19 protein-coding genes and 2 pseudogenes are annotated in these 18,599 nt (G+C 57.2%); 5 read left to right on the top strand and 16 right to left on the bottom strand.

Features of this window, described 5'->3' with window-relative positions; all coding sequences use genetic code 11:
* Positions 1 to 243: 243 nt before the first annotated feature.
* Positions 244 to 1,530: a nucleotide sugar dehydrogenase gene (locus tag GDN47_RS24735; protein ID WP_152094448.1), complete on the top strand. Its 1,287-nt coding sequence runs from the start codon at positions 244 to 246 to the stop codon at positions 1,528 to 1,530.
* Between the two features lie 10 nt (positions 1,531 to 1,540).
* Here the strand turns inward: GDN47_RS24735 and GDN47_RS24740 are convergent, their stop codons facing one another.
* Positions 1,541 to 2,479 (bottom strand): UDP-glucose 4-epimerase family protein, encoded by a 939-nt coding sequence (locus GDN47_RS24740; protein WP_145321881.1) that lies wholly within the window; start codon positions 2,477 to 2,479, stop codon positions 1,541 to 1,543.
* Positions 2,480 to 2,666: 187 nt separating this feature from the next.
* On the opposite strand from GDN47_RS24740, the gene GDN47_RS24745 reads away from it, so the two are divergent.
* Together GDN47_RS24745 and GDN47_RS24750 are read left to right on the top strand one after the other, a co-directional pair.
* Positions 2,667 to 3,242, top strand: coding sequence for a sugar transferase (locus GDN47_RS24745; protein ID WP_113352755.1), 576 nt, complete (start codon positions 2,667 to 2,669; stop codon positions 3,240 to 3,242).
* A gap of 133 nt (positions 3,243 to 3,375) precedes the next feature.
* Positions 3,376 to 4,785 (top strand): O-antigen ligase family protein, encoded by a 1,410-nt coding sequence (locus tag GDN47_RS24750; protein ID WP_113352756.1) that lies wholly within the window; start codon positions 3,376 to 3,378, stop codon positions 4,783 to 4,785.
* 15 nt (positions 4,786 to 4,800) lie between these two features.
* Here GDN47_RS24750 and GDN47_RS24755 read toward each other — a convergent pair.
* Positions 4,801 to 5,015: pseudogene (locus GDN47_RS24755) on the bottom strand (helix-turn-helix domain-containing protein); the annotation flags it as partial.
* A 636-nt stretch (positions 5,016 to 5,651) separates the two neighbouring features.
* Between GDN47_RS24755 and GDN47_RS32830 the strand changes: the two are divergent.
* Positions 5,652 to 5,817: pseudogene (locus GDN47_RS32830) on the top strand (Fic family protein); the annotation flags it as partial.
* Here the strand turns inward: GDN47_RS32830 and GDN47_RS24765 are convergent.
* The 14 genes from GDN47_RS24765 to GDN47_RS24830 all read right to left on the bottom strand — a co-directional run bounded on the left by GDN47_RS24765 (position 5,794) and on the right by GDN47_RS24830 (position 18,098).
* The gene (locus GDN47_RS24765) at positions 5,794 to 7,368 is read right to left on the bottom strand and encodes a Fic family protein (RefSeq protein WP_152094449.1); all 1,575 of its coding nucleotides are present in this window, start codon (positions 7,366 to 7,368) and stop codon (positions 5,794 to 5,796) included. The pseudogene GDN47_RS32830 and the gene GDN47_RS24765 overlap by 24 nt on opposite strands.
* 621 nt (positions 7,369 to 7,989) lie before the next feature.
* Positions 7,990 to 8,979, bottom strand: coding sequence for a P-type DNA transfer ATPase VirB11 (virB11, locus tag GDN47_RS24770; protein WP_152094450.1), 990 nt, complete (start codon positions 8,977 to 8,979; stop codon positions 7,990 to 7,992).
* Positions 8,980 to 8,987: 8 nt separating this feature from the next.
* Positions 8,988 to 10,157, bottom strand: coding sequence for a type IV secretion system protein VirB10 (virB10, locus tag GDN47_RS24775; protein WP_152094451.1), 1,170 nt, complete (start codon positions 10,155 to 10,157; stop codon positions 8,988 to 8,990).
* Positions 10,147 to 11,025 carry a P-type conjugative transfer protein VirB9 gene (virB9, locus tag GDN47_RS24780; RefSeq protein WP_173002564.1) on the bottom strand — a complete coding sequence of 293 codons (879 nt, stop codon included), beginning with the start codon at positions 11,023 to 11,025 and terminating at the stop codon, positions 10,147 to 10,149. The genes virB10 and virB9 overlap by 11 nt, the downstream gene beginning before the upstream one ends.
* 5 nt (positions 11,026 to 11,030) lie before the next feature.
* Positions 11,031 to 11,702 (bottom strand): VirB8 family type IV secretion system protein, encoded by a 672-nt coding sequence (locus GDN47_RS24785; protein WP_152094489.1) that lies wholly within the window; start codon positions 11,700 to 11,702, stop codon positions 11,031 to 11,033.
* Complete coding sequence (locus tag GDN47_RS24790; RefSeq protein ID WP_152094453.1) at positions 11,702 to 11,989, bottom strand: hypothetical protein; 288 nt, start codon at positions 11,987 to 11,989, stop codon at positions 11,702 to 11,704. Before GDN47_RS24790 ends, GDN47_RS24785 begins: the two co-directional genes overlap by 1 nt.
* 35 nt (positions 11,990 to 12,024) lie before the next feature.
* Positions 12,025 to 12,957, bottom strand: a complete 933-nt coding sequence (locus tag GDN47_RS24795; RefSeq protein WP_152094454.1) for a TrbL/VirB6 family protein — start codon at positions 12,955 to 12,957, stop codon at positions 12,025 to 12,027.
* A 3-nt stretch (positions 12,958 to 12,960) separates the two neighbouring features.
* Entirely contained in the window at positions 12,961 to 13,194 is a 234-nt protein-coding gene (locus tag GDN47_RS24800; RefSeq protein ID WP_152094455.1) for an EexN family lipoprotein, read from the bottom strand.
* On the bottom strand, positions 13,191 to 13,886 hold the full coding sequence (gene virB5, locus GDN47_RS24805; RefSeq protein ID WP_152094490.1) for a P-type DNA transfer protein VirB5: 696 nt from the start codon (positions 13,884 to 13,886) through the stop codon (positions 13,191 to 13,193). Before virB5 ends, GDN47_RS24800 begins: the two co-directional genes overlap by 4 nt.
* Positions 13,886 to 16,252: a VirB4 family type IV secretion/conjugal transfer ATPase gene (locus tag GDN47_RS24810; protein WP_152094456.1), complete on the bottom strand. Its 2,367-nt coding sequence runs from the start codon at positions 16,250 to 16,252 to the stop codon at positions 13,886 to 13,888. Before GDN47_RS24810 ends, virB5 begins: the two co-directional genes overlap by 1 nt.
* Entirely contained in the window at positions 16,245 to 16,583 is a 339-nt protein-coding gene (locus GDN47_RS24815) for a VirB3 family type IV secretion system protein (RefSeq protein WP_113352766.1), read from the bottom strand. The genes GDN47_RS24810 and GDN47_RS24815 overlap by 8 nt, the downstream gene beginning before the upstream one ends.
* Before the next feature lie 5 nt (positions 16,584 to 16,588).
* Complete coding sequence (locus GDN47_RS24820) at positions 16,589 to 16,891, bottom strand: TrbC/VirB2 family type IV secretion system protein (RefSeq protein ID WP_095433292.1); 303 nt, start codon at positions 16,889 to 16,891, stop codon at positions 16,589 to 16,591.
* Positions 16,888 to 17,556 (bottom strand): lysozyme family protein, encoded by a 669-nt coding sequence (locus tag GDN47_RS24825; protein ID WP_152094491.1) that lies wholly within the window; start codon positions 17,554 to 17,556, stop codon positions 16,888 to 16,890. Before GDN47_RS24825 ends, GDN47_RS24820 begins: the two co-directional genes overlap by 4 nt.
* 2 nt (positions 17,557 to 17,558) lie before the next feature.
* Positions 17,559 to 18,098 carry a hypothetical protein gene (locus tag GDN47_RS24830; RefSeq protein WP_152094457.1) on the bottom strand — a complete coding sequence of 180 codons (540 nt, stop codon included), beginning with the start codon at positions 18,096 to 18,098 and terminating at the stop codon, positions 17,559 to 17,561.
* A gap of 99 nt (positions 18,099 to 18,197) precedes the next feature.
* On the opposite strand from GDN47_RS24830, the gene GDN47_RS24835 reads away from it, so the two are divergent.
* Complete coding sequence (locus GDN47_RS24835) at positions 18,198 to 18,551, top strand: helix-turn-helix domain-containing protein (RefSeq protein ID WP_095436095.1); 354 nt, start codon at positions 18,198 to 18,200, stop codon at positions 18,549 to 18,551.
* The last annotated feature ends 48 nt before the right edge of the window (positions 18,552 to 18,599 follow it).

Below are 18,599 nucleotides of genomic sequence, written 5' to 3' on the forward strand. Positions count from 1 at the left end.
AAAGAAATGAAGTCACTCCCAATAAATAGGTTCGAAATCAGAAAGTTTCGATAGACGTCCCATCACCCACCTGAAACTCTTGTCACGAAATGCCGCAATGCCGCCGTTTCACACTTGTTTCAAAGTGACCGACCGGTCATCACATTCATGCGACTGCGGCTGAAATGATCCCGAGGGCAAATATTAGGCGCTGACATCAGCTTCAAATTCGGGCTAATTCAGGCGGAGTGTTCGAGGTATGTTGTGTTGAACGAAAAAATTGCCGTCATTGGCCTCGGTTATGTTGGCCTACCTGTCGCGATTGCGCTTGCCGAAAAATTCCATAATGTGGTCGGCTTCGACATCAAAGCCTCTCGCGTCACTGCGCTGCAGGCGGGCAAGGACGATACCCGGGAGATTTCTTCTGAACGGCTGCGGTCGAGCGGACTGCACATCAGCAGCGAGATCGAGGATCTCAAGGATCGCGATATCTTCATCGTTGCCGTGCCGACGCCGATCGATCGGAACCGCCAGCCCGACCTGCGGCCCATGATTTCCGCCTCGCGCACCGTCGGCAAAGTCCTGCGCAAGGGTTCGATCGTTGTCTATGAATCGACCGTCTATCCCGGCGTTACCGAAGAGGTCTGCGGCCCGGTGCTGGCGGAAGTTTCCGGGCTGCGCCAGGGCGAGGATTTCCATGTCGGCTATTCGCCGGAACGAATCAACCCTGGCGACAAGGAACACACCTTTGAGCGCATCGTGAAGGTCGTCGCCGGCGATGATGCGGAAACCTTGGAAAAGATCGCCGCCATCTATGGTGCCGTGGTCGAGGCGGGCATTCATCGCGCCCCGAGTATTAAGGTGGCCGAGGCCGCCAAGGTGATCGAAAACACCCAGCGCGACGTCAACATCGCACTGATGAACGAGCTTTCGATCATTTTCGAGAAAATGGATATCCGCACCGCCGATGTTTTAAAGGCGGCACGGACGAAATGGAACTTCCTGCCCTTTACTCCCGGCCTGGTCGGCGGCCACTGCATCGGCGTCGACCCCTATTATCTGACTGCCAAGGCAGAAGAGCTCGGCTATCATCCCGAAGTCATCCTCTCCGGCCGCCGCATCAATGACGGAATGGGCGCCTTCATTGCCCAGAAGCTCATCAAGATGCTGGTTGCGGCGAAAAAGCCGATCAATGGCGCGCGCATCGGCATATTCGGTCTGACCTTCAAGGAAAATGTGCCTGACCTGCGCAACAGCCGCGTTCCCGACATTATAAGCGAACTGCATCAGTTCGGCCTGGAGCCGCTGGTGCACGATCCGATGGCGAGCCATGCGGAAGCCGAGGAGGAATACGGCATTCGCCTGATGGAGCTGAAGGATTTCGGCAAGCTTGATGCCGTCGTGCTTGCCGTTCCCCATAAATCCTATCTGGCGGAAGGTGCAGCCACTATCCTCGATCTCTTGAGCGAGAACGGCGTCGTCGTCGACGTGAAGGCAGCTCTCGATCGGAGTAATCCTCTGCTGGAAGGTCACTCAGTCTGGAGTCTGTAAGGCTGAAACGCTAGCTCAGCGCGCCTTTATCCCCGCCGGCGACCGTTGCCGCCAACCCTTCTTCGACGGAGTAAGGCGGCGACCAGCCGGTGAGCGCCCGCGTCTCGCCAATATCGACCTGAAGCGAGCTAAGCAATCGCCGCGCGGCGGCTCGACGTCCCAGAATTGCGGCAAGTCCCTCAAGCAGCGCAGGCGGCAGCGGTAGTATCCAAGCCTTGCGCCCTGCAGCCAGAGATAGTTTGGAGATCAGCTGGCCAATCGAAAGATCTTCGCCATCGCTGACCAGGAATACACGATTACTGACGGCAGAGTGGCTGGCGCAGAGCAGCATGAAATCGACGAGATTGCCGATATAAACGAGCGACCTGCGGTTTCGAACCGCCCCAAACGGCCAGGGAAACGGCCGCGCAGCCCACCTCATCAAGCTTGCGAAATTCGCCTTAACGCCGGGACCATAGACGAGCGGCGGCCGGATGATGACGACCTCCATGCCCGTTTCCGCTGATATCGCGAGCAAGGCCTCCTCCGCCTCCAGTTTCGAGCGGCCGTAGGCATCTTCCGGATTCGGTATATCGGAAGCCTTGAAAGGCTCCCCCTCCGCCGTCTCCTCGCCATTGACCTTGATCGAGCTCAGGAAGACGAAGCGTTTTACGCTCGCGGCCGCGGCTTGTCGCGCCAGGTTGACGGTCGCATCGACATTGACGGCTCGGAACGCAGCCAAGGGATCGGCGGCGCTCTCGTTCATGACATGGACGCGGGCCGCCAGATGCATGACGACATCGACGCCGGCAAGCGCATCGGTCCAATCCGTATCGCGATCCATCGTCCCGATGGCGACGAAGCCTGGGCGGGAGTTGCGGCTGACCGGCCGATACTCCATTCGCCGGCGGGAAAGCTCCGTGCACAGAGCTTGTCCGACAAAACCCGTCGCACCCGTCACCAGGATCATCCGCCAGCTGCCTCCACTTTTCCGCACCATGATTAATTGGGACATGCTTTGCACGGGATGTCTGCTTAGAACAAGGGCGGGGAATCTTGCCGGGACTGGTTGTGCTTGAAATCGCGATATGAGATGGACGGAACACTGACGACCTTGATCACCCTCAGAACAGAGGGTGATGCAACGACAAGAGACGATGTTTTATACGATCGCCAAGCGCCTTTTCGATTTTCTCGCCGCTCTAGCCGCGACCATCGTTTTTTTCATCCCGATCCTGATCGTCGCACTTGCAGTGCGTCTGACCTCACCTGGTCCGATCCTCTATTGGTCGGATCGGGTCGGCCGGAAAAATAAGATCTTCCGCATGCCGAAATTTCGAAGCATGCGTACGGATACGCCGGCGGTTGCGACCCATCTGTTGAAGGACCCCAAGATCTATCTGACGCCGATCGGCTCCTTCCTGCGCAAGTCGAGCCTCGACGAGTTGCCGCAGCTTTGGTGCATCCTGAGAGGCGAGATGAGCATCGTCGGCCCGCGCCCGGCGCTATTCAACCAGCACGATCTCGTCGCACTGCGCACGGAACGTGGCGTCGACGCTTTGCTACCGGGCTTGACCGGTTGGGCGCAGGTCAACGGCCGCGACGAGCTGCCGATCCCCGAGAAGGTGGCGCTGGACGAGGACTATCTGCACCGACGCTCCTTTCTTTTCGATCTGAAGATCATTTTCCTGACGGTATTGAAAGTGGTCCGGCGCGACGGAGTTGCTCATTGACAAACAATCAGCGAAATCGGCATCAGTGACACAACGGCGCGGGAAAATTGCCGTATTCCTGCCCCTTTGCGACCATACGGCCCGTGACGGGGCGAGGAATGCCGGATGGTGAACCGATTCTGGACAAAGGCGGATGACGACATTGGACGACTCGCGCATCAACAAACCGCATGCTGATCTTGCAGCCGAACCGATCGGCGTCACGAAGGCAGGAAGCAACATGACGAAGCCGCTCGCCATCATCGGCGGCATTCTCTGGCTGCTTGTCGCTTCGCCGACCGTCGTCGAGAGCGACGCCTACCGGTATGCCACCGCGCTCCTCTCTCTGATCGCCCTCTACTACTATATGAAGGCGCCGATACGGCCGCGCACCGATTGGATCGGCTGGCTCTGCATGGGCTGGGCCTTCTATGTCATGGCGCGTTTCTTCATCACCTTCTGGCTGACGCCGCAGCACGATATCGGCGCTTCGGATTGGCTCTATGCCTTCCCCTTCTTCTTCCCCATCATGGGCGTCGCCTTCCTGCTCTACGAAGAGCTGATGGAAAAGATCGTCGCGGCCTATTTCGCCGTGGTGCTCGTCATGCTGGTCGCCACTCAGCATCTGCGCGAGGTCTTTGCCGGCGAAACCATCCGCCCGCTGATTATGAACAACCAGATCCACGGCGCCGTCGCCTGCGGCATGATCGTGATCTTCACCCTATTCTGGCTGTTGCATTACCTAACGAACAAATCGAGCGACCGCCGGATCGCCCGCTTCGCCTATATCGCGTCGCCCTTCATCTTCGCGCTCTGTTTCATCGCCATTTACGGTGCCAAATCGAAAGGCGTCTGGCTGGCACTCGGCATCACACTGCCTGTCCTTGCGCTCATTACGCTGACCTACCTGCGCCTGAGGAGCGGTGCCATCATTATTATCGCCGTCGCGGCCCTGTTGATCGCAGGGATCTATGGCGTCAGGCACAATCTGGACAAAACGGCCGGCCCAACTGTATCGGCAGCCCTTTCCATGGTCGAAAATGTGGCCAATGGCCATGAGATGGGCGGCGTGGTTTCAAACGCCATCAGCTCCAGCAATACACCGGTGTCGATGGACGAACGCCTGCAGCTCTGGTCGAACAGCTGGGAAGTCTTTTCATCGGCGCCGATCTTCGGCTGGGGCAATCGGTGGCTCGAACGCTGGGCCGAGACGCGCTACTCGCATGTTCAGTACACGCTGCTGCACAACGGCTATCTGGAAATCCTAGTACGTTACGGCCTGTTCGGTGCGGCAATCATGGGCTTTATGCTCGCCACCTTCATCCGCGCCGTCTGGCGCGCCCGCACGGCCGGCATTATTCCGCGCGCCGCATGGCACGCCTATATCGCCTGCCTTTTCTTTTTCTCATTGACGCTCCTCAGCAACTCCAACAACCGCCTGGCGATCGGCGAAAGCCTGGCCTTCGCAAGCTCCGCCTTCGCCTGCTGGTGTCACATGCGGCTGAAGGGGGAGTATTTGACGATCTCTAAAGGGGAACGGCAAGAAGCGGCCGTGAGAGCGTGAGCATGATAGTTGCACGACTGCTTCGGGTAGCTGGTTGGCATAGCGCACAGGTCGCCGTGACCGATCCGTCAGCGCCTCCAGGCCATCGTCCTTGTAGCGGTTGAAAACCTTGTAGCCGGTCTTGGGCGAGATCCCGAACTCCCGGCACACATCGCTCATGCCTTCGCCTCCAGCAGCCGGGCGACAGAGCGTAGAGGTTCCTCGATCACCGAAGGCTCTCTCCACGGCATCAACACCTCCCGCCAAAAAGCCGAAAGTGTTACCACCCATATCTCCGGTACAATTCGTCACCTATCTCTCAGGTCGGGCACCGAGGCCTCCAAAGCCGTCCATACCCGCCGAGCTACGACGCACGAAGAGCGACTGATTGCCCCCGCGTGAAAAGCGTAGAAACTAGCGCGTTTGGTGGTGGAAAAGTTCGAACGCTGCCGGCGAGAAGTCGTTTTTGACGCGAGGCGGAATTCAAGTTCATCGTTGGATGATCTAGGCAACATTTCATCACAAGCAAACTCAGCGCCTTGAGATCACCCTTCTTCGCGATTGGCGACAAAACGTTCGATCTATGTCGTATCGGGCCAGGATCGTTCCCGACAAATCCGCGTCCTGCGCATGCAGGAAGTATTCGGTTCCGAAAATGCACCCTCTGCCAAAGCGGTGATGTCTAGCAGACCTTGTAAACGCCGATCGAATACCTTCCTCCATATCGGTGGTGAGCATCGTCCGCTGAGCCCGAAGAAGCCATTCGCTGACACAGCTACCCGCCCAGAATGGTATCGCTCCGCCATTTAAGGGCGCTTAACTTAGCTCAGCCCCTATTTAAGCCAGGAGCCAATTGCTTAAATAACACTGCACTCTCGTAATTGGACATGTCCGTTTCAGCTTCTAACCTTCGGCTAGGCCGCTTCGTCGAGACCCCTATAGCGGGCGAATCGTGCGCGCCTTCGTGCCGCCCCCCCATTACCGCTTGAACCGTCGATCGACGTGCTGGCCCTATTGGAAAGGCTGAGCCTAGCCGAGCGGGCCTTTGGGCGCGCCATCCTCATTCGATAGGCTGATGTCGAAGGCGTCGCGAACCACCGCTTCCGCTGACGTTACCTCCTCGTCCGTCATCTTTTCGAATTCACGACTGCGCCGCTTCTTGGAAAGCGTACCCTCGTTCTGACGGATGAAATTGATGAGACTGGAGATCATCCCGTCCGGCATCTCAAGGAAATCCTGAATGCGTCCCTTCGCTTCATCGAAGCGCGCGAGGTGATCGATCTCATTTGGCAGGTCATGCCTGATCGTCTGTACGACGCAAGCATAGAGAAATTCCGTCAACTTCGTATAATCCCCGAACCTGTAAAGATCGGCAGTGTCGTTGAGGACACTCACGTTTTTCTCCGGTGTCGGCACCCATTCGATAAAGGGCAACAGCGGTCCGGTGTAACCGCGCAGGCGCTCGCCATACTCCTCCTGGCGTTCAAGAAGTACGGAAGAAATGGGAAAAATCATGCCAGCGGGCGTATATCCGCGCTCAGACAGAACATGGTGTATGAGGTACCGATGCAGGCGACCGTTTCCGTCTTCGAAGGGATGGACGAAGACGAAGGCGAAGGCCATGACCGAGGCTTGAAGTACGGCATCGACCCCACTCTCCGCCATCCTGCTTCCTGAGGCTATGATCCCTCCGAGCAGATCGCTAATGTCTTCGTGCCGGGCTGAAATGAATTCGGGGAGAGGATCGTCGTTCCAGTCGCAATCGCCAATAAAGCCGCCGGCGTCTCGCAGCCCGCGCTTGATGAACCGGCTCTCCTCGATCACAATGTGCTGGAGGCGCACGAGTTCGTCCACTGTGATCGGCCGCTTTCCCGCTTGAGCAACAGCCCTCATCCAACGCTCGAGGCGGCTTCGCGGCGGGCGTTCGCCTTCGATCTGGTAGGATGCCTGGCTATCCGACAGAAGCAGAAAGCTTGCCGCGCGCGTAACGATCCCCTTTCCGATCTTTCCGATGAGCTCTTTGGCTTCAGCGTCCCAGCGGTGGGCGACCGTGTCGACGAGATATTCGGTACGCCTTAATACGGGGCAGAATGCTGGTGTGCCAAGGAGATTGTCTCGCACGCGGTGACGGGGCGAATTCACGGGGGACGATGTGAAGTAGCTCGCGGTGTCAAGCGCTTCAACATAGTTCCCCCGTTCCGCATCCGGAATGTCAAGGCGTGTACCTGTCAGCCATTCATAGAAAAACCAGATCCGGCGCGTCACGCTGCTCGTCGGTTCGGCTTCGATCAGCGCTGCGATCTGACTGGCCGGGACGATGTGAAATAGCTTTTTTAGGATCAACAGATCGATCGTCTCGTGCCTCAGTGCGAAAGACAGATGTCCAAGTAAGCTGTCCTCTGGAGCGAAGCGCTTGTCGAAGATCGTCCAATCCTCATGTGCTCTCCTCGAGCCATAGACGAAGCCCTTCGCGACGCACGAGGGGAGACGAACAGGGGCTGCAATCCCGTATTTCTGGACAAGAGCTGCATACCCAACGGGAACCGTATCCGTTGGCACAATACGCTCTTGGAAGACCCCCAGATTTGCGGGATTAGCTGTCATGCCGACTTCCTTCCTCATCGAAAAAAAGTTACATCATCGAAGAATGATTATTTTCGAGACATGATATCGAAAATCGCTTAGATCGGAAATCAATTATCCTTATCGAAACACGCTTAGATTCGATCAACCATATCGAAAATTGATTATACCGGACATGCGCCTCATCGAACCGCAGGTTTCGCATCGAAAATCGATTAGAAACAGGGGGCGCTATAGAAATCCAATTAGAATCCCTTCGCGACTGAGGAACTCGGCTTTTCGCTCAACAACGCACGAAAAGCGTCATACCAAGTTGGTGATGCTGCGACCCAACCGGATCACCACCACGAAATTCAAATATTTGTACCCCAATGCTCTCTATTTTCATTGCATAATCCGCGGGCAACTACGAGGCCGTGTGACCAAACATGGCATGCGGCCTTGGAGAGCGCTCACGTACCCCGAATTTCGCATGCACATCGGCCTTTTTCCGGTCCAGTTTTCCGATGAACGAGGCCGTTCGCCGAAGCCGAGGAAGACAAGGCACCGGATTAAATCTGGTTAGGCCTGTTTTCCGTTTACAAGGAACCTCGGCTGAAGCGAACAAACCAAAATGCAGGAACCAATCATTTCTCCGCTCGATCACGGCTTGAAAAAAATCTCGCTCACCCGAAATCGCCCATCGATCCGCTTGCACTGGACAATGATATCGATCGCGACCTTGAGCAAACTACGAACATCGCCGCGCTCAAGGTCACGACCTCCTTCCGACTCTTTGACGAGCAACGTCAGTTGTTCGAATGCCAGGGCCGCGGAATCGGCATGCACCGTTGTGATCGATCCAGGGTGTCCTGAATTGACATTGCGGATGTAGTAGAAGGCTGAGCCGTCGCGCAGCTCCTGTAGAAGAATGCGATCGGGTCGCATCCTGAGGCACGATTCGAGCAAATCTTTCGCGCTGATTTTCGCCAGCCCCTGCCCTCCTTTCGAATAGAAAAGCTTGACGTGATTGGGCTGCGAGATGACCAGCTCCGGCGTATCCTCGATCGAGATTATCCGCTCATGCTCCGGGATATGCCGGATCAATGCCTTCGAGAGGGTGGTCTTGCCAGATCCGGTCGCCCCCGAGATGATGATGTTCTTTCGCTCAAGAACCGCCGCGCGCAGAAACGTCGCGTAGTTGCCTGCCTTAAGGATCTTGTCTAACCTGGTATTGGAGGATTCAACATGGCGGTTCGGCGAGGAGACATTGGAAAATAATCCACCCCTTTCGAGATCATCCAACGTCAGCGTCACTGACGACGGCTTCCTGATCGTGATGCTGACCGTGCCCTTCGTCGTTGCCGGCGGAACAACGATCTGAATCCGCTCTTCATCGGGTAAGGTGGCCGACAAGACCGGCCGGGCCTCATCGATTGCCTGGTTCGAATAGCTTGCAATGGCCCGGGCAAGGCGCATGAGCTTCTCGAAACTAAGATCCGGCAGTGCATGATGCTGCCATCCCTCCGTTCCCTCGGTCAGCACTTCACCCGGGCGGTTGACGACGATCTCATAGAGCGACGTATCCTTCAGGAAGCGAGATAGTGGCAAAAGCAATTCACGCACCACGCGAGCATCTGAAGCTTCCGCCATCTTCCGCCCTACTTCGTCACCAGCGTCGATTGAGGCCCGAAATCCCCCGATACCGCCCGATCGAGGATCCTGTTGCGGGGTTCGGTAACACGCAGGCTATAGACGTCGGAAAAGTCGAGATCACGGGCTACAAAAATCGAGACGAGTTCGCCCTGATGCTTTGTCAATGTCGGCGCGATATTAATGGATTGCTCGACGGCGATCGCTGCTGCCTGCTGGCCAGAAGTCGTCGTATTCTGCGCTTGAACGTCACTATCCTGCAGCCGGCTGCCGGCATAGGTCGTTGCGTCGCCGACAATGGAGAGCAGGATGGCGCTGCCGAAGCGCTCCCACCAATGCGTGTCGACATAACCATCCATGCCCGCCCGCCCGAGTGCGTCGGTCGCGGGTGAGGCGAGTGTAATAATCACACCTTCTGGCGTCTTTGCGCGATTCCAAAGCACGAACAGGCGCTTCTGGCCCCGGTTCAAGCCGCCTCGATATTCTCCGACGATCTGAGTTCCTTTCTCCATCAGGACCACGCGGCCGTTGTCGGAAAGAACATCGCGATTGATGACGCAGCTGGCGAAGCCCGGCTGATCGGAAGCAAGCGCCGTCTCGAGCACGCACGGAATGGACGTTCCCATAGCGACAATGAAGTCGCGGTTGCCGAGCGTGCCGGCGCGTGATCCTTCCAGCTGGGTCGGCGTCAACATCCTGTTGAAGCGCTGGCCCTCGGTTTCAGGTTGGGCGCCCCCAAAGCTGCCAGGAACGGGCAGGTAATTGGAACCTGGATCTTGCGACATCGCGGCTGCTGTGTCGCGTCGTTGCGATGATGACTGCTGTCCACTATAGGCCATGACGGGCGCACGGCGGGCGGAGTCCAACAAGGGGTCTTCAGCGGGTGTGACCTGCTCCTTTGACGCAGGCGTCGGTAGCAACACCTCAGGAAGGGGTGTGGCCGGCTTTACCTCTTCCTTCGCCGGCTCGAAGTCAGCCGTCTGGCGAATAACGACATGGTCGGGCTCTTTCGTCTCAGCCTTTTGCCGGTCACGCATCGACCACAACGAAAACCCAACAAAGGCGACCATCGCTAGCACCACGCCACCGCGCTTCAGGAATGGACGGCCCTCAGTTCGCTGATTGACATCCGTCTCGGCGCGCTCACCTGGGATACGGTCTTCCGCCTCATCCGCCATGGGCTCCTCCTGTTGCAGCGCTTGCCGCCTGCGCTTTCACGACGCGCTCGACCGAAGGCGAGATCGTATTGGTGTTGGGATCGATGCCGGTCGGATCGTAGGCTTCGTTGAAGATGCAGAGCACGTCTCCTCCCCGCCGCAGAATGAATTTGCGGCCGATCGCGTGAACGAGCACGAGATCACCGGAAACCGACTTGGGTACCAGGCTTTCGGTGCCGTCGGAGTTTTCCATATAGATTGCCGGGATTTCCTGATTGCCGGAGAAGGCGATGGCCGTGATCTTGCCGTTGTCATAAACAGCGTTCGGTTCCAAGGCCCCTGATCCCTGCGCCGAATAACGCCAATTGCGCGGTCCATATTGCTCGTGCAAAGCCAGCACTGTGTCGGCTTGTCCGGCTTGTGCTGCCTGGGTTCGCGCGAGCGCCTCCTGACGACGGCGTTCGGCATCATCGGCTGGATAGCGATATTTGACATAGAAGTAAGTATCCTGGCCGGCCGCAACCGGACCATCTCGGACCGTCAACTCCATCTGGTAACTGCGCGTCGAACCGTCACGACGTGTCGTGACCACGGAGATGTTGGTGACCGGCTGGTTCTCTCGCGCCTTCAGGAAGAGGATATTGCCGGCTGGCGCCACTTCCCATGCGACAGTGTTGCCAAGCGCCACATGGGCAATTTCCTCGTCGGCGGCAAACTCCACCTGGACGGAGGAGCGCAACGAGCCCACGATCCTGGTAATATTGTAAGGCTGATAGTCGACGAAGCGTATCCGACTGTCCTGGGAGGCCCCGCGCGGCGTTTCCAGCGCAAGGGCTGCCGATGACCAGCCAGCAGTCAGGAGCAGTGCGATCAAACAATGATGTTTCAGATGTTTCAATTGATGGCCTCCGGATCGGATCGATAGTCGCTGACGGCGAAGCCGAGCGGATTTATCAGCCGATCGGTCGAGGACATTGGAGCATTCACATAGGAGAAGGTAAGCGTTGCCACCCAATGGGTCGTATGGGTCTCGTCACCGCGGGTGATGGTACGCATATAGCGAACAGACAGGACATGGGCGTTGATCAGCGAGATGGAAACGATGTTGATCCGCGACGTGGCGCCGCGACCGTAGATATTTTGCGGGGAATCCGGATTACCACCACGATAAATCGCGGCAAAGCGGGTCTGTTCCGGCGCCGTTGAGAGTAGCGAAACCGTGCGAAAATTCTCCTCCGCCTCACTCCAGACATAACCCTCGCGGGCACGAACATAGCGAGCGGCAAAATATTTGGTCACAGCTTCGTCGTAGGTGCCCGCGGTCGACGTGAGTGCCGAAACGACATCGACAATACCGGTGGAATTGTCGACTCTCACGACAAAAGGCTCGACCGTCTTCAGCGGTGTCAAACCTGCGATTGCAACGATAGAAATCGCCGCAAGAATGCCGGCCCCGGTGGCTACGAACCAGGCAATCCGAGCCGAACGTTCCATCTGGATCATGCGATCCTGGTCGAAGCGCCGGGCCTTGTCGAAATAATCCTTGAGACTGTCCGTCGTCACCATCACCGCGGCCCTCCGCATCGGCGATAGGAGTGGCCGACATCAAAATGCGCGAAGGCGGCGGGAACGATATCCGGCTTTTCCTCGACGTAGGCAGGCGGCTTGCCACCGGACTGTGCCGATGAAGAGCGAGGCGGTTGCGGCGTGGACCCACTATCGCCGTCCCATTGCCACATGGCGCGATTGAGCGGCCGGCGCGAATAGCCGTCGCATTTAGGCAGGGGATAGGAATGGGACGCGCAGCCGCCGAGTGTTGATGCCATACAGAAAAGCACGAATATTCGGATCATCGTCAACCATCTTGTAATTTGCTTGAAGTTCCACATCAGCCGGCTCTTTGGGAACGAAAGCTGCGGCCAACGGCACGTGCACCCCGACCAGTCGCTCGCGCCATGTAGGTAGCACCTCGGGCAAGCGTGCCTTCATGGGCGTCGCGTGCCGCGCCATAGCCGTAGGTGAGCGACGCTCCGCCCGCGGCAAGCGCCGAGGCGATGCCTGGAAGCTGATAAAAAACGTAGAGGGAGGCAAGGCAAATGGCGCCGAGCGCAACCGGTCGCATGAGTACGTCGCTGTAGCTCTCGATCATTGTGAAGGTGGAATCGATGCAACTAATGAGTAGCGAGCCAACCGCCACGACCAGTACCTGCAGGATAACGAAGTTGGCGAGTTGCCCGATCCAGGCTTCGGTAAAGCGGCGTGTCGAGCGGAACATGGCGAGCGCTACGAAAATCGGGCCGATAGCGAGCACGATCGCCAGTGCGAGACGCGCATAAAGCGAGACGATATAACCGATCGCGGCAACCACGAAACTTGCCAAGATGACCAGCATGCCACCGAAGCCGGTGACGATGTCGACGCCCCACGAGGCGCGCGCCCAGATCTCGTGAGCGCATTTCTGACCTTTATCCAATAGGCTGTCGAAGGTCGAGGCGCTTGGTATCGTGCCGGAGTTCAACGCCTGTGAAATCTCCTTGGGCAAGGTGTCGAAGAAGATACCGCCGACATAAGTCTGATACTCGCCAGCATTCGTGACCAGCATTAGGATGATGGCAAGCTTTATTGCCCGAAAGGCGAAATCCATGATCGGTTCGTGGACTGATCCGCGCAGGATCAGGAAGCCGTAGAGGATGACATAAAGTGTCAATGCCGCCGTCAATGGCCCGGTGACCCAGCTGGCGATATTCGACGTACCTGACGATATGAAGTTCTCCAACGGCGCCTTGAACTGCCCATCGACGAAGGCAAAGATTTGATACATACCTCAGCCTCCAAGCGCTTTGCCCATGCGCTCCAGGCGGGATTTCCAATCCGCCGCCTCGGCATTTACGCAGTTCGGCGTGGCTCGCAACTCGCCGGGATTGCTTTTGCATTTGGCGATGAGATCCGACAGCAGCGTCTGGTTGGCCATCAACTCATCGACCGAATAAGTATGCTCGGGCTGCTTCGAGCAGCCGAACAAACAAACACCGAGTGTGAGGAGAACAAGAAACTTCATTGAAGGGCCGCTCCCATCGTATCCATGCGCTTGCGCCAATCCTCGGCCTTGCGCTGTTCATCGACCTGAACCTCGGCCTGCTGCACCATCTGCAACGCCTGCATCCTGAGCATATCGGTCTGGAGAAAGGCCGTTTCGGCCTGCAGCCGCGCCTGCAGATCGGCGATGTCCTTGGCATCGCTCGCCGAAGAGATTTGCCGACGTAATTGATCAATCCCGTCGATCCGCTTGGTCGCGGTATCGTAAATTTGCTGGCCGAGGCCCATCTGCCCAGCATTCTTGTTCTGAAGACGCGACAGTTCTTGAGCATAAAAGTCGTTAGCGCTCGTTTTGTAGGTCGAATTGTCGGTCAAGAACTTTGAGGCGGCATGGCCAAGCGTGCCTGAACCTGCGCCCCTGAGCAGGCTTTCGACGGCAGAAAAGTCCCCTGGCAACGCCTTGCGGATCGCCGGATCGTTCAACAGGCTGGCGACGTCGGCCATGTTGGTCAGCTTGTTTAGCGAACCGTAGAGCTGCTGGGCCTGCTGGAGTTGCTGGTTCAGCGCATCGAGCTGCGATTTCAGTTGGGTTATGCTTTCGATCTGCTTGGCAATCGCGGTCTGGTCGATAACAGGGATACCCTGTGCGTCGGCGGCATACGAAGAAAGGAAAAGTACTATCGCTGTCATGGGAATCATTCTGCTCTGCGCCATCAGCTTGCACTCCTCGTCTGTTGGAATATCCGCAACCATTCGTCCCGGTCATCGCCAAGCTCTGCCCGGATCGCCTCGGCAAGTTCCACGTTTGCCGTTCGCCCGGAGAGGATTGCGAGCTCGTCGCCAAAACCGTTGAGATTGAGCTCGGCGACAACGCTGTTGTGACCCTGTTTAACGATAAAGCGCCGGCTTTCGGCGGAGAGCTCGCGGGCAACCAACTCGAATTCGCGTTCGGTGAGCTTGAAGCCACTGACATAATCGTCTCGATCACCGCGGGAATTCGGTAGGAAAACCTGGGTTGGGCACTGCTCGATGATCGTATGCGCGATCGGTGAGTTGATGGCGTCTCGCGGGCTTTGCGTGGCAAAGAGCATCAAGCCGTTCTGCTTGCGAATGGTCTTGAGCTTATTCTGGGCAAGATCAAGAAAGCTCTCGTCCTGCAGCGCCTTCCAGAACTCGTCGATAACGATGATGATCCGTCGGCCATCGATCAACTGTTCGACCCGATGGAAAAGATAAGCCATCAAGGGATTGCGGATTTCCTCATTGTCGAGGAAATCGGTCATGTCGTAGCCGAGAAATTTGGCGCCGATACCGATCTCATCGGCCTCGTTGTCGAAGGCCCAACCAAGCGGCCCGCCTCTTTCCCACCGACGCAGGCGCGCCGCGATCCCTTCCGGATCGGTATTGTTGAGAAAGGTGCGCAAAGCGCCGATCGTGCGCTGCTCTTTCGGCAGATCAGCAAGACCATCGATCGCCAGCGCGATATCGCTAACATCGCTGACCGCAAAATCACGCGCCACCGCTCCGGCTAGCTTGGCGATAAATCGTGCCAGGAATATCTTGTTCTCCGGTGTCAGCTCTAAGGCTTTCAGCGGTGCACATCCGGTGGGAAGCCCGTTCTTCAGCGGCAAATAGGTACCGCCGGCAGCCCGGACGAAGAGGTCGGCGCCACGATCCTTGTCGAAGAAGACCATGTGCGGGTCATGCTTTTCGAGTTGCGATAGCATGAAATTGAGAAGTACCGTCTTGCCAGCACCCGACGGACCGCAGACGAAGGTGTTGCCCAGATCACCATAGTGGAAATTGAAATAGAACGGCGAGCCCGACGCCGTCTTCAGCATGGCGACGGCTGGTCCCCATTCGTTACCGTCCTTCCTGCCCATAGGATAGGAATGAAACGGAGAAAGTGCTGCAAAATTCCGCGAGGTGATTGCACCGGAACGGGCCCGATACCGAAAATTACCGGGCAATTGTGCCCACCATGCAGCTTCCAGCCCTAGATCCTCACGCGCCACGACGGCGCCACCATTGGTCAGATGCGAGCGCACCTTCGCAAGATTGTCAGCAAGGTCTTTGACAGATGAAGCGAAGACCCCGAGGGTCAGATGGTGTTCGCCGAGCACGAAACGGTTCGATTCCAGCTCGTCCATTGCCGCATCAAGCTCTTCAATTTGGGAGGCTGCCTTGTCGAGCGCACTCACCATTTGGTTCTGCTTGCGGCCCATGATAGTGCGGGCATCGGTTTTGGACCTGAACGCGAAGGACTGGGTGAGGATCAGCTCGAAAGGTGCCGTCAGAATGCCGTCCAGCATACCGCCGCGGGTTCTCGCCGGATATTCCTTGAAACCGAACATGCCCGCATAACGGCTTGTCCCTTCATCGCGGATCTCGACGGTCTCCCGCCCGAAGATCACACGATCGGAATAGATCGCCGAGGAGACCCTTCCTTCCGTCAATGGGATCGGTTCTCGGCGGCCGCCGATCAACTGATGCAGCACCTCGCTCGGTTCGGAAAACAGGATGCCGTTCCGATGGTAGAGTGACAGCACACGGGGGCCGAAGCGTCTCAGTCCCGCGGTAACATCGGTGACCTTGTCCCGCAGACGCTTCAGGCTGTCCTCATCGAGCTCGACCGCAGCTCGTTGGGCCTTGCGAAGCCGTGACAGCAAATTTGCAAGCCGCTCGGCCGGATCGCGTCCGGGATGCCAAAGCAGGGAGAGATAGAGATCGTTGCGAAATAGGTCTTCTCTCACCATCCGTTCGCGATATTTGTCATTCAGAGCTGCCGAGAAGGGATTGGTGAATCCACCGTCGGGATAAGTGTTATCGCGGCGGCGGATGATGTGGGTCCAGATTGCAAGACGCTCGTCCGCAATGTTGCGGTAGAGCGTGTTGAGATCGCCCTGCAGACTGTTCAGGTCGATAGCATCGATTGTCTCGAACGATACGCCCTCCACAGCGATCATCGCTAGCAAAGCCCTGGAATCGAGCGCGACCACGGCCTCATCCACGTGCCGGACATAGGGGATGAAGGTTTCCGGCTCGAGTTCACGGGATTTGAGACGGGACACATTAGGCATGGCCAAGGTCCCTTTCGTCATAGTGTCGCACTAGCCTCAACGGCGTCAGCGAAGCACCCCTCCAATAGGCGCCGTTGCGCGAACGACCACGGGTTTCGATCCAAGCCAGCAGAATGCGGAACATGTTGTGGTCATGCTTGACGAGCGAGCGAAAAATGAAATGAAAGACCACACCGACAAGCCCATAGGCAATCGAGCCAGCTACAATGTAGAGGATTGTCGTCAGCATAATGTTGACGCCCATGGCCTCCATCGTCACCCCGGCGATCATCGCCGGCCGAGTGCAGGCCAGGAACAGGGTATCTTCCTCAAGCGAAACCCTCTCCACCATTACCTTCAGCCCCCGGAAATCGTGCTGACGATCTGCGAGGCGCCAAAGAGAATGCCGATACCAAGCACGACATAGGCGGCCTTGCGAAGATCTAGATAGCCGAACATCCAGGCGATACCGACGATGATGACGGCGATCGTTGCCAGGAGCTTGGCGACGTTGCCGGTGAGCAAGGTGACGATATTCTGCAGAACCGTCTCAATCCCGCCGGCGCTCTGTGCGAAGGCTGGCTCGATCATGGCGATCGAAAGGACAGTTGCCATCGCAACGGTGGCGCCAAATGCACGAATATTGATCCTCGACATCATTCAGACTGCTCCGGTTGATCATTTTGGAAGACCAGCGCGGATGATTGCCGCGCTACATGGAAGACATCCCAAGACGGTAGTTTCGCCGACCGTTCGGGCGAAGGCTTTTCCTCACCGTTCAAGGACAGATCATTGGTCTGGAGTTGGGAAACCGTCGGCCGCCGCGCACTCTGCCCTATCGCTATGGTGGACAGGGTCTTCGAGAGCCGCTTGGCCTCGCTTTGGACCTGATCGTCATACTGAGCCATCTTTTCGACCGAAGGATCGGAGCGCCCGTAGTAGGATTGCAGCATCACGCGCTCAGCCTGTTGCAATGTCGCGCCGGCGCGCACGGCCAAACGATAATAACCATCGAGCAGTGTCGCCGTTGCCTTGAGGTTGAGGCACGGATCGAAGGCATCCGCGATACTGAGATCAAATTTGCGCAATTCGGCGATGCCAATGCCGCCAAGCCCTAGCTGGACATCTTTATGCTCCGCCATCAGCACCGTTGCGGTTTCGACCGCTTCGGCTTTGTTCTTTGGCTGTTCATGGAGAGATGACCTTCCTCGCACGCGAATATCAAAAGGCTGGAACTGGCTTTCGAGACTGACAACCGCTGCAAGCGTTTCGATCGCAATCGCCGGCGCACAGGTCTGGGCAAGATCGGTGAAGGAGACGGCCATGATCAGTACCACACCCGCTGGCTTCCAACGCCGTCGATGGTCACATCGACATAATGGGGCTCGGATCGCACATTCGGCCGCGCCGTCGGATAGCCCATGCACTGAACGTGCCGACCATCCTGCTGCCAACGCGCCGATATCACCAGCCCGTCGTCTCTAGCGCTACCATCACGGCCGGAAGCGCAATAACCACCGTCAACCTTGGAAAGGGTTCGCGAAACGCAGGTCTCCTGTTGGCCGCGCTCGCCATAGCGTGTCGTCAGGCGATAGCTGTCACTGCAGAAATAAGGCTCGTAACCAGGACGCGATGCCCTGAAGCCGACACCGCTGCAGGTGGGAAAGGAATGCCCCTTGGCAAGCTCCTGCCAGAGCTTGCTGATCGGCGGACGGCAGGCGGCATATTGTGTCGGTCCACCCGGATTGGAAAGGCACAGGATAACCTGACATCCCCAATCATCGGCGCGCGCAAGCCGCTCGGAAATGAGGTATAAAGGGCTGCAGCCGGCAATGGCGAAGATTGTTCCAACCAGAAGGCGTTTCATCAGCATGATCCTTCGATGTGGCGATATCAAACGATCCGTCCGACGACGAATCAGGCGTCGTTGATAATTTATACTTACTTATATGATGCAGTTAAAAAGATGACAAGTACCCTAACCACGCAGTGGCACAGTCTTTCGTTTGCAGCTTTCATCCTGCATGAGATCATGGATAATCCGCAGGAGGACGAGACACCGCAATCGCGGCTGAAACAGGTCGGTATGATGAGTGTTCTCTACATCATGAACCAAGCTCACCAAGCGCTAACTATCTCAAATATAGTCGAAATTACCAAGCTCACACGCATGGGCGTGACGGAGACAATCGAGCCGCTGGTGAAGCGCGGGATCCTGACGGAGACGTTCGTGAAGAATTCCATGGGGCGCGGTAAGGCCCGTCAATTTGAGATCGCGCCAGAGATTTTCGAGAAGTTACGGAGCTTTCAGGCGCGGTGATTGATCACCTTCGCAGCCGAATCAAACTGAATTAAAATAATCAATAAA

It is taken from the genome of Martinezella dioscoreae (assembly GCF_009176305.1).
Lineage (GTDB): Bacteria > Pseudomonadota > Alphaproteobacteria > Rhizobiales > Rhizobiaceae > Rhizobium > Rhizobium dioscoreae.